The organism is Streptomyces pseudovenezuelae (assembly GCF_029892565.1).
In the GTDB taxonomy this organism is placed as follows: Bacteria; Actinomycetota; Actinomycetes; order Streptomycetales; family Streptomycetaceae; genus Streptomyces; species Streptomyces pseudovenezuelae_A.
In genome coordinates, this window is the sequence record NZ_JARXVH010000001.1 from 675,384 (window position 1) to 688,022 (window position 12,639).

The following is a 12,639-nucleotide window of genomic DNA, read 5'->3' on the forward strand; positions in this document are numbered from 1 at the left end:
TGACGACGGCGTCCAGGTCCGGCTAGAACAGGGTCGTCGCGCTCTCCGATCCGCCCTCGAACGCCAGCAACCGCTGCTTGCGGTCCAGGCCGCCGCCGTAACCCGTCAGGCCGCCGCTCGTGCCGACCACGCGGTGGCAGGGGACGATGATGCCGATGGGGTTCTTGCCGTTGGCTAGGCCGACCGCGCGGGAGGCACCCGGGTTGCCCAGGGCGTCGGCCAGGTCGCCGTAGGAGCGGGTCTCGCCGTAGGGGATCAGGTTGAGTTGGTCCCAGACGCTGCGTTGGAACGGGGTGCCGGTCAGCTTCAGGTCGAGGGTGAACTCCTTCAACTCGCCTGCGAAGTAGGCCTCCAGTTGTTCCTCGGCCTCGCCGAAGAGGGTGTCGTCGCGGGGGCCGAAGGTCTCCTCGGGTGGGCGGTGGCGCTGTTCGGTCATGTAGAGGCCGCACAGGACGCCGTCGTCGGCGACGAGGGTGAGGGGGCCGTAGGGGCTGGGGGTTACGGTGTGCTGCTTCATTGGGTGCGAGTGCCCTTGTGTCCGTGAACTTCCTGACATCCCTTATACCGGGAGGAAGTTGATCGGGTGGCTGTCGGTCGCCCACAGGTATTGGGTGGCGTACGCCCGCCAGGGGCGCCAGGCCGTCGCCCGGGCCATGAGGGCCGCCGGTGTGGACGGGAGGCCCAACTCCTGGGCGGCGCGGCGGATTCCGAGGTCGGTGGCGAGGAACGCGTCGGGGTCGCCGAGGGCGCGCATCGCGATGACGTCGGCCGTCCAGGGGCCGAAGCCGGGGAGGGAGAGGAGCGCGGCCCGGGTCTCGGGCCAGTCGCTGTCCGGGCCCAACTGGAGCGTTCCGTCGGCCAGTTGGCGTACGAGCGTGGTGAACGTGGTGCGGCGGGTGCGGGGCATCGCCAGGGACTCGGGGACGAGGGCGGCGAGCGCCTCGGGGGTCGGGAAGAGGTGGGTGAGGCCGCCCTCGGGGTCGTCCACCGGGTCGCCGTGCGCAACGACCAGGCGAGCGGCATGGGTTCGGGCGGCGGCGGTGGAGACCTGCTGGCCCAGCACGGCGCGTACGGCGAACTCCGCCTCGTCGACCGTGCGCGGGACGCGTCGGCCGGGGGCCTTGTCGACGAGCGGGGCAAGCAACGGGTCCGTGCGCAGCTGGTCGTCGACGGCGACCGGGTCGGCGTCCAGGTCGAGCATGCGGCGGCAGCGGCTGATGGCGACGGTGAGGTCGCGCAGGTCGCTGAGGGTGAGCCGGCACGCGATGTGGTCGGACTTCGGGGCGAGCGCGACGATGCCGTGCCCGTACGGGAGGCGCAGCGTCCGGCGGTAGGCGCCGTCCCGCCACTCCTCCACCCCCGGTACGGCGGTCGCCACGAGATGGCCGAAGAGGTTGTCGGGGTTGAGGGGCGCACGGAAGGGAAGGCGGAGCGTCAGCACGCCGGGGGTGAGGGCCGCCGTGGCCTTCTTGGGGCGGCGACCCCGCAGTTCGGTCGGGGAGAGGGCGTAGACCTCGCGCACGGTGTCGTTGAAGGTGCGGATCGAGGAGAAGCCGGCGGCGAAGGCGAGCTCCGCCATCGGCAGCGGGGTCGTCTCGATCAACAGGCGTGCGGTCTGGGCGCGTTGGGCCCGCGCGAGCGCGAGCGGTCCGGCGCCGACCTCGGCGAGCAACTGGCGTTCGACCTGCCGGGTGCTGTAGCCGAGGCGGGCGGCGAGGCCAGGGACACCGTCGCGGTCGACGACGCCGTCGGCGATCAGCCGCATCGCACGCGCTACGAGGTCGGCGCGCTGGTTCCACTCCGGGGAACCGGGGCTGGTGTCGGGCCGGCACCGCTTGCAGGCCCGGAAACCGGCCTGCTGGCAGGCCGCCGCGCTGGGGTGGAAGACCATGTTCTCGGGCTTGGGCGGGACCACGGGGCAACTGGCCCGGCAGTAGATCCGGGTCGTCAGGACCGCCGTGAAGAACCAGCCGTCGAAGCGCGCGTCCTTGGACTGGACGGCGCGTACGCAGCGCTCTCGGTCGGTGTGCATCCCGTTCTGCATGCGTCCAGCATCGGCGATGCGCAGGGGCAGGGCTGGCGAGAATCCGACATCAACCTTGCGTGCCCTGGGGCACCTCGGATCATCGGCCGACCCCACTCATCCGCCAACCCCACTCACCGGCCGTTCCCGCGGCCCACGTCATGCCACCTTGCGGCCCGCCGTCTCCTGCTGCGAAGCCAGCGCCCAGATGACGAACACGTCGATGGCCATCATGACCAGGGACCACAGGGGCTCGTACGGCAGGAACAGGAACTGCGCGACCAGGCTCAGCGAGGCCAGGAAGATGCCCGTGAACCGGGCCCAGGACTCGCCCCTGAGCACGCCCCAGCCGGTGACGGCGACCAGGGCGCCGAGGATGACGTGGATCCAGCCCCAACCGGTGAGGTTGAGCTCGTAGACGTAGTTGCCGACACTGCCGTAGACGTCGTCCTTGGCGATCGCCGCGATGCCCTGCAGGACGGCGAGGACACCGCTGCACAGCATCAGCACACCGGCGAAGACGACACCGCCGGACACCCAGCCGTCGCCGTCCCCTCGGGAGCGTGGGGAGCGCGGGGAGGACGTGGTGCCGGTGGGCGTGCCGGTCGGGTGCGCTGCCTGCTGGCTCATGGGTGGTGGTCCCTTCTCCGGCCCCCGCTTCGGTGAGACCGAGCCTTCGGCCGACGGCAGGGGGCCGCCATCCTGACTACGCCGAACGGGTGAACGGGAGAGGTGCTCCACCAGCCCGGACGACCCGAGGAAGCGCAGGTCGTCCGCCACGGCCCACGCCTTCGTCAGCCCGACCGCCGGATCTCCTCCACGAAGCCGGTCATGACATCCACGTACTCCTCCGGACTGGTCACATGAGGGACGTGTCCGGAGCCCTCGAAGGTGTGGGCCCGCGCCTGCGGCAGCGCCTCGGTCAGTCGGGCCGTGATCCGGTGAAGCCATACGGGGCTGGTCGTGCCGTGCGTCACCAGGACGGGAACGGTGTGACCGGCGAGGCGGTCGAGGTCCAGGGCCGCCCATGCCGGGTCGCCGTGCTCGTCCAGGAAGGTGGGGGCGTTGGTGAGCAGGGTGTCGCGAGCCTTGTCGGGGAGCTTCTCCCACTCCCCCGGGCCCAGCGCGATCTCCTCCACGAACCGGCGTGCGCCCGCCAGGGTCTCGCCCGCCCGCAGCTGGTCGAGGACGACGGCCATCTCCTGCCGGACCGACGTCATCATCGGCCGCAGTACGGGATCGTCGGCGACGACGTCCAGGAGCGGCGGCTCGTGCACGGTGAGCCCGCGGAAGAGTTCGGGGCGCCGGGCGGCCAGGCCGAGTGCGGTCGACGCGCCGAAGGAGTTGGCCGCCACGTACACCGGCCCGGACCCGAGCGTCGCCATCAGCGCGGCCAGGTCCTCCTCGTCCTCGAAGCGGGACCCCTGCCCGGGCGGGCGTTCACTGAGACTGTGCCCACGGCGGTCGTAGACGAGAACCCGGAACCGCTCCGCGAACGCGTCGAGGACGGGCAGCCAGGTGTAGTGGTCCGCCCAGGAGCCGTGCACCAGGACCAACGGGTCGCCGTCGCCCAGGACTTCGCAGTAGAGGTCTACGCCGTTGACTCCGACTCGCGCCATGTTCCCGCCTCGCATCCCATCGGCATCGGCTTCGGCTCCGGCTGGCCCGTCAGCCCACTTGGGCCGCGAACACCTCATAGGCAGGCCGGTCGAAGAGGACGAACCGCACCTCCTCGACCGCGGTGTCGGCAGCCCTGATCGTCTCCACGGCGATCCGGGCGCCGTCGTCCATCGGCCAGCCGAAGATGCCGGTGGAGATCGCGGGGAACGCGACCGTACGCGCGCCGAGTTCATCGGCGATCCGCAGTGACTCCCGGTAGCAGGAGGTCAGTTGGCTGGAGCGGTCCTCGGTCGCGCTGTGGACCGGGCCGACGGTGTGGATCACCCAGCGGGCGTCCAGGTTGCCCGCGGTGGTGGCGACCGCCTGCCCCGTGGCCAGGCCCTTGCCGTAGTGCGAGGCGCGCAGCTTGCGGCACTCCTCCAGGATCGCGGGGCCACCACGGCGGTGGATGGCGCCGTCCACGCCTCCGCCGCCGAGCAGGGAGGAGTTGGCCGCGTTCACGATCGCGTCGACACTCTCGCGCGTGATGTCGCCCTGGACGAGGGTGATGGTGGGGGTCATACGTGCCTCCATGGCAGGCCGTTCCCGGTCGGTCACAGCTGGTCGGGACGGACCAGTTCAGTTCAGTTCAGGACTGCTGCCGCAGTCTGCGCCAGACCGCCTTCGCCGCGTTGTGCCCCGACATGCCGTGCACACCCGGCCCCGGCGGCGTGGCCGAGGAGCAGATGAAGACGGCGGGGTGCGGGGTGGTGTACGGCGACAGGGTGAGCTTGGGGCGCAGCAGGATCTGGAGTCCGGAGACCGCGCCGGAGGCGATGTCTCCGCCGACGTAGTTGGCGTTGCGCGCGGCGAGCTCGGGTGGTCCGGCGATCGCGCGGGCGAGGACGCGGTCGCGGAACCCCGGGGCGAAGCGCTCCAGTTGGCGTTCCATCGCGTCCGTGAGGTCGCCGGTCCAGCCGCTCGGGACGTGTCCGTAGGCCCAGAAGACCTGCTTGCCCTCGGGTGCGCGGGTGGGGTCGACGACGCCTGGCTGCACCGTGATCATGAACGGCCTGTCGGGCGCGCGGCCCTCCTTGGAGGCCGCGCGCAGTGCGGCACCGATCTCCGCGCTGTCGCGGCCGATCTGTACCGTGCCTGCGACGCGGGCCTGCTCAGCGATCCACGGCACCGGGCCGTCCAGCGCGTAGTCGACCTTGAAGACTCCCGGTCCGTACCGGTAGCCCTCGTAGTAGCGGCCGAAGCCGGCGATGCGGGCCAGGGCGGTGGGCGAGGTGTCGAAGACGTACGCGCGGGCCGGCGGCAGGTCGTCGAGGCGCTTGACCTCGTAGTCCGTGTGGACCGTGCCGCCGAGGTCCTTCAGGTAGGCGGTGAGCGCGTCGGAGATGGACTGGGAGCCGCCGCGGGCGACCGGCCACCCGCGCGCGTGTGCCGCGAGGGCGAAGACCAGGCCGACGGCCCCGGTGGCGAGGCCGGTGAGCGGGGCCATGACGTGCGCGACGAGGCCCGCGAAGAGGGTCTTGGCGCGCTCGTCGTGGAAGCGGCGGGTCAGCAGGGCGGACGGCGGCAGACCGACGAGGCCGAAGCGGGCGAGGGTCACCGGGTCGCGCGGGAGCGAGGTGAGCGGCAGCGACATGAAGTCGCGCACCAGGGTGTCCCACTTGGGCAGGAAGGGCTCGACCAGCCTGCGGTACGGCCCCGCGTCCCGGGGCCCGAAGGAGGCGGCCGTCTCCGCGACCGACCGGGAGAGCACGGCGGCGGTGCCGTCGGTGAAGGGGTGCGCCATGGGCAGCTCGGGCTGGAGCCACTCCAGGCCGTACCGCTCCAGGGGCAGGGCGCGGAACGCCGGGGAGTTGATCCCGAGCGGGTGGGCGGCGGAGCAGGGGTCGTGGCGGAAGCCGGGAAGGGTGAGCTCTTCCGTACGGGCTCCCCCGCCCACGGTGTCACGTGCCTCGAAGACCGCCACGGAGAAGCCGCGACGGGCCAGCTCCACGGCCGCGGTCAGCCCGTTGGGCCCCGCTCCCACCACGACCACATCGAGCATCGACGGCACCTTCGGACCCCTTCGTCAGCCGATGGCCTGCGGGGTCAGGATATGACGGGGCACTGACACCTTTGGGTCACGGGTGCTGCACATTGGGGCGGTCGTCCGGAGATGGCGTGCCCCCGACCGCCCCGACCTCCTTGGTCTCCTCGGTCTTCGAGGTCAGGCCGTGCCCGACAGCAGTCCCACGATCCGGCGTGCCGTGGCCGCGTCGCGGGCCGCGGTGAACGGCAGGGCGTTGCCGCCCACGATCCGGAACGGCTCCCCGGTGACCGTGAGGTGGGTGCCGCCTGCCTCCTCGACCAGCAGGAGGCCCGCCGCGTGGTCCCAGGCGGCCTCCCAGGAGAACGCCGTCGCGTCCAACTCGCCGCGGGCGATGGCGAGGTACTCCAGTCCCGCCGACCCGCACGCGCGCGGTGCGACGCCCTCGGTCCACAGGCCGAGCAGGGAGCGCTTCTCCTCGTCCGTCGTGTAGTCCGGGTGGGAGGTGGCCACTTCGAGGTCGCGGCCGGGGGTGGGCGGACCGGCGTACAGCCGCTCACCGTTGAGGAAGGCGCCCTGGCCCTTCACCGCCGTGGCGAGTTGGTCGAGGGCCGGCGCGAACGTCCAGGAGGCGAGCAGGACTCCGTGGTGCGCGAGGGCGACCAGCGTGGAGAACCCGGGGTCACCGTGCACGAACTGGCGGGTCCCGTCGACCGGGTCGACTATCCAGACCGGCGCCTCACCCCGTATCGCCTCGTACGTCGCCGGGTTGGCGTGCACCGCCTCCTCGCCGACCACGACGGAACCCGGCAGCAGGGCGCTCAGCACCCCGGTCAGGTACTTCTCGGCCAGGCGGTCGGCGTCCGTCACCAGGTCGTGCGGACCGGCCTTCTCGTCGACCTCGTGGGCGGCGAGCCGGCGGAAGCGCGGCGTGATCTCCTTCGCGGCGGCCTCACGGACCGCCTGCTCGACGTCGGCCGAGTGCTGTGCGAGAAACTCTTCGATGGTTTCCGTGTCTTCGATCATGTGTCCATGAGAGCACGCGCCACTGACAATCCCCACCCGCCCGGTGCACTACGGGTGGAATGGGGATGAAATCCAGGCACGCCCTGCACTCTCGGCACTTCCCGCACTGAGGTCGCCCGCCCAGCGCCCCGCCTCCGGGCGCCGCCCCTCAGCGCCCGACCGCGTACCCCTGCATCCCGCGCGGGTTCGCCCCCGCCGACAGGATCCCGGTCCTCGGATCCCGCGCGACGGCGCACAGCCGGCCCTCCGACCAGGCGTCGCCGACGGTCACGTCGTGCCCGCGCCGCCGCAGTTCCGCGACGACCTCCGGGTCCGTACGGGACTCCACGGTCACGCTCCCCGGACGCATCCCGCGCGGGTAGAACGACCCGGGGAAGCTGTCGTTGTGCCAGTTCGGGGCGTCGATCGCGCCCTGCAGGTCGAGGCCGCCGCGAACCGGTCCGCGCAGGGCGACGGCCAGGAAGAAATGCAGCTGCCACTGGTCCTGCTGGTCCCCTCCGGGCGTACCGAAGGCCATGACCGGGACGCCGTCGCGCAGGGCGACGGACGGCGTGAGGGTGGTGCGGGGACGGCGGCCCGGGGCGAGGGAGTTCGGCAGGCCCTCCTCCGGCCAGGTCATCTGGAGCCGGGTGCCGAGCGGGAAGCCCAGTTCGGGCACGACGGGGTTGGACTGGAGCCAGCCACCGCTCGGGGTGGCCGCGACCATGTTGCCCCAGCGGTCGACGACGTCGAGATGGCAGGTGTCGCCACGGGTGGCGCCGTCGGATCCGACCTCGGGCTCGCCCGGGACGGGGGACGTGGGGGCCTTGGCCACCGTCGGCTCGCCGGCACCCATGGGGTCGAAGCCGGGGTCGTAGGGGGTGACCACGCGCGCGTGCGTACTGAGACGCGGTGTACGCCCGCCGGGGCTGCCGGGGCGCAGTTCGTACGAGGCCTTGTCGCCGACGAGTCCGCGCCGGGCAGCGTTGTAGTCGGCGGACAGCAGCTCGCCGAGCGGCACCTGGTCCGCGCCGTCCCCGTCGCCGTACCAGGCCTCCCGGTCGGCCATGGCGAGCTTGCAGCCCTCGATCAGCAGGTGAACGTAGTCGGCGGAGCCGTACGCGGGCAGCTCCGCCAGCTCCGGCGGGAGCAGTGCGAGCTGCTGGAGCAGGACCGGGCCCTGGCTCCAGGGGCCGGCCTTGCACAGGGTCCAGCCGTTCCAGTCGTACGTCGCCGGCGCCTCGTAGGTCGCGGACCAGCCGGCGAGGTCGGCGGCCGTGAGGGTGCCGGTGTGGCGCTCGCCGCTGGTGTCCATGGTGGGGCGCCCGGACTGCCGTATCAGGGCTTCGGCGATGAACCCGGAGCGCCACACCTCCCGTGCGGCCTCGATCTGCGCGATCCGGTCACCGGCTTCGGCGACCTCGTCGAGCAGGCGCTTCCAGGTGGCGGCGAGGGCGGGGTTGCGCAGGAGTTCGCCGGGGCGTGGGGCCTTTCCGTCCGACAGGTAGACCTCGGCGGACGACGTCCACTCCGTCTCGAAGAGCTCCCTGACCGCCTCCACCGTGGCGCCGACGTTCTCCACGGGCGCGTGGCCGTCTTCGGCGTACCCGATGGCGTACTTGAGCACGTCGGCGAGGGGCTTGGTGCCGTGGTCGCGGAGGAGCAGCATCCAGGCGTCGAAGGCGCCGGGCACGGCGGCGGCGAGCGGTCCTGTGCCGGGGACGAGATCGAGGCCGAGTGACTTGTAGTGCGCGACCGTGGCCCCGGCGGGCGCGACGCCCTGGCCGCAGAGCACCTGTACCTCGCCGTCCGCCGGGGCGAGCAGGATCGGCACCTCGCCGGCAGGGCCGTTCAGGTGCGGCTCGACGACGTGCAGGACGAACGCCCCCGCCACGGCCGCGTCGTAGGCGTTGCCGCCGTCCTCCAGGACGGCCATCGCGGACTGCGAGGCCAGCCAGTGGGTCGAGGACACCATGCCGAAGGTGCCCTGCAGGGTCGGCCGGGTGGTGAACCGCATCTCTCACCTCTCGCTGCTCGCGCGCCTCGGTCGTCCGACCGGCGCTCCGGATCTTGCAGCAGGCTATGCCCACCCGGGCGGCCAACGAAGTCTTTGCGAACCCACGGGCACCCCATGAACGACCTCCCACCTGCACGAAGTCCCCTTTGCCCGGTTGCCCGGAGGCTCGGTAACCCCGAGTTCACCGGGCTTCCCTTCCTCGTCGTTCTACGCGCGTGGTGTCATGCACGCGCCCACGCCCCCCAGGTGGGCGTCAACTCGACCAGGAGTCACACATGTTGAGGAAGGTCCTCGTGCGCGCGGGTGTCGCCCTGGCGGCCGGCGCCGCCGTGCTCGCCACCTCCGTCCCCGCCAACGCGGCGAGCTACACCGCGTTCGCCTTCTCGCAGACCGGCAGCCAGCCGACCATCTACGACTTCATCGACTCGGCCACCTCCTCGCTCGACATGACCATGTACGAGCTGGAGGACACGACCGCGGTCAACGACCTGATAGCCCTGAAGAACAAGGGCGTCACCGTGCGGGTGGTCCTCGACCGCGCGCACCAGTCCGCCAACAGCTCGGCGTACACGGCCCTGACGAACGCGGGCGTGGGTGTGGTGTGGTCGCCGTCGAGCTTCGTCTACACCCACCAGAAGACGATCACGGTGGACGGCACCAAGTCGCTTGTCCTGACCGGCAATCTGACCTCGCAGTACTACTCGACGGGCCGCGACTACGGAGTGTTCACGGACGACACCCGTGATGTCGCCGCGATCGAGAAGGTGTTCGACGCGGACTACGCCGGCACCTCGGTCACGCCGACCGACGGCGACCATCTGCTCTGGTCCCCCACGGACTCGCGCAGCAGGCTGGTGTCCATCATCAACGCCGCGACCAAGACGCTGGACGTCGAGGAGTTGGAGTTCAGCGACAGCACGGTGGTCAACGCCATCGTGGCGCGGGCGAAGGCGGGCGTGACGGTCCGGGTGGTCCTGGAGACCCCGGGCGACTACTCCAGCGAGGTCTCCGCGATCAAGGCGGCGGGCGGCACGGTCGTCGGTTACTCCGACCCGGACGGGTTCTACATCCACGCCAAGGCCATGGTCGCCGACTATGGCCTGTCCACTCAGGAAGTGGAGGCGGGGTCCATGAACATCAGCAGCAACTCGCTCTCCAACAACCGGGAGTTGGGGATCATCCTCACGGGCACGGGAGTGGCCCAGTCGGTGGCCACGACCGTCGAGGCGACCTTCAAGAGCGACTACGCGGGCGGTACGGCCGCGTAGTCGGTCACCGCCTCCGACCGGTCCGTCACGAGCGCCGTCTGCCCACCGTGAGCACGTGCCCGCTCGTGCCGATCAGGGTCGGTTCGGACTCGATGCGCCGGGTGGCCGCCAGGACGGCCTCCCGGCGGTCGGGGTCGTCGAGCCACGCGTCGAGGCCGCCCATCAGCCAGGCGACGCCCTCCAGGCCGTACTGCCCCTCCGGGACGAGGCCCGCGTCGGTGAACTCGCCGGGGACTTCGGTGGGTTGGGCGAAGTAGGCGGTGGTGAAGAGGCCGCCCTCGGGTCCGTGCCGGCCGTGATCGCCCTCCTCGTCGGTGCGGGCGCGCTGCGCGGGGTCGAAGTACAGCTCCTGGTGGAGCAGGTCGTGCAGGCCCGCGAACCGGTTGATGGTGGCCGCGACCACCGGCCCGCCGGGGCGGACCGCCCGGTGCGCCTCGACCAACGCCCGTACCCGCTCGGCCCGTTCGGGCAGGTGGTACAGCGGGCCGAGCAGCAGCACCGCGTCGTGGTCGGCGTCGGCCACGGGCAGCGACCGCGCGTCCCCTGACCTGGCCGTCACTCCGGGCAGTTGGGCGGCCTGCTCGACGTGCAGCGGTACGGGGTCGACGAGTTCGACCTCGTACCCGTCCCGGGCGAGCCACTCGGCGTGCACTCCGCTGCCGCCGCCGACGTCGAGCACGCGCGCGGGAGCCGCGGGCAGGATCCGTCGCAGTACGTCCTGTGTGCGCCAGAACTCAAGCCGTCCGGCGCCGCCCTGTCTGAGGCGGGCGTCCTCCTCGCCGCGGGCGTAGTAGGAGAGGATCTCCTCGCGGACGGCGGGGTCCTGTGCGCGTGTCGTCTCCGTCATGGCACCAGCGTGCTGACCTGCCGCCGACGCGCGCAAAGGATTATGCGCCGCGCGCGACCACCAGCCCCGACTCATAGGCGAACACGACCAGTTGGGCCCGGTCCCGTGCCCCCAGCTTCGTCATCGCGCGGCTGATGTGGGTCTTCACCGTGAAGGGGCTGATGACCATGTGGGCGGCGATCTCCTCGTTGGTCAGACCCCGGGCGGCCAGGGCCGTCACCTCGCGTTCGCGGCGGGTCAGGCGGTCGAGGCCGGGAGGCGTCGCCCGGTCCGGCGGCCGGGACACGAACTCGCCGATGAGGGTGCGGGTGACCGCCGGGGAGAGCAGGGCCTCGCCGCGCGCGACCACCTCGATGGCCTGGAGCAGGTCGGCGGGTTCGGTGTCCTTCAGGAGGAAGCCGCTGGCGCCCGCACGCAGTGCCTCGAAGACGTACTCGTCGAGGCCGTAGTTGGTGAGCATCACCACGCGTACGGCCGCGAGGGCGGGGTCCGCGGCGATGTGGCGGGTCGTCTCGATGCCCGTCATCACCGGCATCTGTACGTCGATCAGCGCGATGTCGGGCACCAGGGCCCGGACGAGGGCCAGGCCCCGCGCGCCGTCCGCCGCCTCGCCGACCACCTCGACGGCGTCCTCGGCCTCCAGCAACGCCCGGAAACCGGCCCGCATGAGCGCCTGGTCGTCGATCAGCGCGACCCTGATCATCCCGTCTCCCCCAACGGCAGCCGGGCCCGCACCGCGAAGCCGCCCTCCGTGCGCGGGGCGGCGTCCAGCGTGCCGCCGAGGGCCGCGACGCGCTCGCGCATGCCGGTGAGGCCCACGCCGGGCGTCGGCGGGGAGGTCGGGTCGGCGGTGCCGTCGTCCTCGACTCGTATCGTCAAGTCGTCCTCGTCGTAGGCGAGTTGTACGTTCACCTTGGCCGGGCCCGCGTGCCGGGCCGCGTTGGTCAGCGCCTCCTGGACGATGCGGTACACGGCACGGTCGACCGTCGCCGCCAGCGGCCGCTCCTCGCCGGTCACCGTGAGCTCGACGGCGAGGCCGGCCGCGCAGGCCCGCTCCACCAACAGCGCGGGCGTGCCGGTGGGTTCGTCGCTGCGCAGCACCTCCAGCGTGGCGCGCAGTTCGCGCATCGCCTCGCCGCTCGCGTCCTGGATGGCGAGCAGGGCGGGCGGCACCTCCTCGCCGCGCTTGCGGGCCAGGTGGACGGCGACGCCCGCCTGGAGCTTGACGATGGAGATGCTGTGGGTGAGCGAGTCGTGCAACTCCCGGGCGATCCGCAGTCGTTCCTCGCCCGCCCGGCGCAACGCCGCCTCCTCCCGGGTGCGTTCCGCCTCCAGGGCGCGCTGTTCCGTCTGGCGCAGGTACGCCTGCCAGTTGCGGTCGGCGAGACCGGTGACCACGGCGCACAGGAACCAGCCCGCGAGCAGCGCGGCCTTCTCGGCCACCTCCTGGGTCGTCGGGCCGGTGGCGACGTACGCCGCGAGGAAGGCCAAGCCCGCGCCCGCCGCGTAACCCCGGTGTCCCGCGCGCGAGGCCGTGTGCACGGCGGCGAGGACGGGCAGGGCGGCCAGCGGGCCGGGGTGCGCGTGCACGACGTACGCCCCGCCGGCGACCGTGGCGAAGGCGAGCACCGCGCGCGGAGCCGTGCGGTAGAACGCCAGGGCGGCCGAGGCCACGGCGATGAGCGCGTAGTCGACGGGCGCGGTGTCCGCGTCGAAGGCGGCCGTGATCACGACCAGCGCACCGACGACCACCGCGAGGGCCGCGTCGGCAAGGTTCCTGCGTACGACCGGATTCCCACTCCCCATGTCCGCACAGTAGACGGACGCACCGACACC

At 72.1% G+C, this 12,639-nt stretch carries 12 protein-coding genes; 1 reads left to right on the plus strand and 11 read right to left on the minus strand.

Translation table 11 applies throughout. From position 1 onward, the window contains the following. Positions 1–22 precede the first annotated feature (22 nt). The 8 genes from M2283_RS03030 to M2283_RS03065 form a co-directional block, all read right to left on the minus strand. On the minus strand, positions 23–517 hold the full coding sequence (locus M2283_RS03030) for a methylated-DNA--[protein]-cysteine S-methyltransferase (RefSeq protein WP_280874347.1): 495 nt from the start codon (positions 515–517) through the stop codon (positions 23–25). A 42-nt stretch (positions 518–559) separates the two neighbouring features. Next, a complete protein-coding gene (locus tag M2283_RS03035; RefSeq protein ID WP_280874707.1) occupies positions 560–2,032 on the minus strand; it encodes an AlkA N-terminal domain-containing protein in 1,473 nt (490 codons plus the stop codon). A 150-nt stretch (positions 2,033–2,182) separates the two neighbouring features. Next, on the minus strand, positions 2,183–2,653 hold the full coding sequence (locus M2283_RS03040) for a DUF7144 family membrane protein (RefSeq protein ID WP_280874348.1): 471 nt from the start codon (positions 2,651–2,653) through the stop codon (positions 2,183–2,185). A gap of 164 nt (positions 2,654–2,817) precedes the next feature. Further along, the gene (locus tag M2283_RS03045; RefSeq protein ID WP_280874349.1) at positions 2,818–3,642 is read right to left on the minus strand and encodes an alpha/beta fold hydrolase; all 825 of its coding nucleotides are present in this window, start codon (positions 3,640–3,642) and stop codon (positions 2,818–2,820) included. A gap of 49 nt (positions 3,643–3,691) precedes the next feature. Continuing rightward, positions 3,692–4,204, minus strand: a complete 513-nt coding sequence (locus M2283_RS03050) for an O-acetyl-ADP-ribose deacetylase (RefSeq protein WP_280874350.1) — start codon at positions 4,202–4,204, stop codon at positions 3,692–3,694. Between the two features lie 67 nt (positions 4,205–4,271). After that, a complete protein-coding gene (locus M2283_RS03055) occupies positions 4,272–5,684 on the minus strand; it encodes a phytoene desaturase family protein (protein WP_280874351.1) in 1,413 nt (470 codons plus the stop codon). A 162-nt stretch (positions 5,685–5,846) separates the two neighbouring features. Then, on the minus strand, positions 5,847–6,692 hold the full coding sequence (locus M2283_RS03060; RefSeq protein ID WP_280874352.1) for an inositol monophosphatase family protein: 846 nt from the start codon (positions 6,690–6,692) through the stop codon (positions 5,847–5,849). A 148-nt stretch (positions 6,693–6,840) separates the two neighbouring features. After that, positions 6,841–8,688 carry a gamma-glutamyltransferase family protein gene (locus M2283_RS03065; protein WP_280874353.1) on the minus strand — a complete coding sequence of 616 codons (1,848 nt, stop codon included), beginning with the start codon at positions 8,686–8,688 and terminating at the stop codon, positions 6,841–6,843. Between the two features lie 275 nt (positions 8,689–8,963). Here M2283_RS03065 and M2283_RS03070 point away from each other — a divergent pair, with 275 nt between their 5' ends. Next, entirely contained in the window at positions 8,964–9,956 is a 993-nt protein-coding gene (locus M2283_RS03070) for a phospholipase D-like domain-containing protein (protein WP_280874354.1), read from the plus strand. A 25-nt stretch (positions 9,957–9,981) separates the two neighbouring features. On the opposite strand, the gene M2283_RS03075 is transcribed toward M2283_RS03070, so the two are convergent. From M2283_RS03075 to M2283_RS03085, 3 genes are read right to left on the minus strand one after another with little or no spacing between them, the layout of a single operon-like run. Then, entirely contained in the window at positions 9,982–10,803 is an 822-nt protein-coding gene (locus M2283_RS03075; protein ID WP_280874355.1) for a class I SAM-dependent methyltransferase, read from the minus strand. 40 nt (positions 10,804–10,843) lie between these two features. Continuing rightward, positions 10,844–11,506 (minus strand): response regulator transcription factor, encoded by a 663-nt coding sequence (locus M2283_RS03080; protein ID WP_280874356.1) that lies wholly within the window; start codon positions 11,504–11,506, stop codon positions 10,844–10,846. After that, the gene (locus M2283_RS03085; protein WP_280874357.1) at positions 11,503–12,609 is read right to left on the minus strand and encodes a sensor histidine kinase; all 1,107 of its coding nucleotides are present in this window, start codon (positions 12,607–12,609) and stop codon (positions 11,503–11,505) included. Before M2283_RS03085 ends, M2283_RS03080 begins: the two co-directional genes overlap by 4 nt. Positions 12,610–12,639 lie beyond the last annotated feature (30 nt).

Bases quoted from the DNA above. Each gene is read 5' to 3' on its own strand.
- M2283_RS03085 (WP_280874357.1), bottom strand. From the start codon at position 12,609: ATGGGGAGTGGGAATCCGGTCGTACGCAGGAACCTTGCCGACGCGGCC.
- M2283_RS03035 (WP_280874707.1), bottom strand. From the start codon at position 2,032: ATGCACACCGACCGAGAGCGCTGCGTACGCGCCGTCCAGTCCAAGGAC.
- M2283_RS03080 (WP_280874356.1), bottom strand. From the start codon at position 11,506: ATGATCAGGGTCGCGCTGATCGACGACCAGGCGCTCATGCGGGCCGGT.
- M2283_RS03030 (WP_280874347.1), bottom strand. From the start codon at position 517: ATGAAGCAGCACACCGTAACCCCCAGCCCCTACGGCCCCCTCACCCTC.
- M2283_RS03045 (WP_280874349.1), bottom strand. From the start codon at position 3,642: ATGGCGCGAGTCGGAGTCAACGGCGTAGACCTCTACTGCGAAGTCCTG.
- M2283_RS03055 (WP_280874351.1), bottom strand. From the start codon at position 5,684: ATGCTCGATGTGGTCGTGGTGGGAGCGGGGCCCAACGGGCTGACCGCG.
- M2283_RS03065 (WP_280874353.1), bottom strand. From the start codon at position 8,688: ATGCGGTTCACCACCCGGCCGACCCTGCAGGGCACCTTCGGCATGGTG.
- M2283_RS03070 (WP_280874354.1), top strand. From the start codon at position 8,964: ATGTTGAGGAAGGTCCTCGTGCGCGCGGGTGTCGCCCTGGCGGCCGGC.
- M2283_RS03060 (WP_280874352.1), bottom strand. From the start codon at position 6,692: ATGATCGAAGACACGGAAACCATCGAAGAGTTTCTCGCACAGCACTCG.
- M2283_RS03040 (WP_280874348.1), bottom strand. From the start codon at position 2,653: ATGAGCCAGCAGGCAGCGCACCCGACCGGCACGCCCACCGGCACCACG.
- M2283_RS03075 (WP_280874355.1), bottom strand. From the start codon at position 10,803: ATGACGGAGACGACACGCGCACAGGACCCCGCCGTCCGCGAGGAGATC.
- M2283_RS03050 (WP_280874350.1), bottom strand. From the start codon at position 4,204: ATGACCCCCACCATCACCCTCGTCCAGGGCGACATCACGCGCGAGAGT.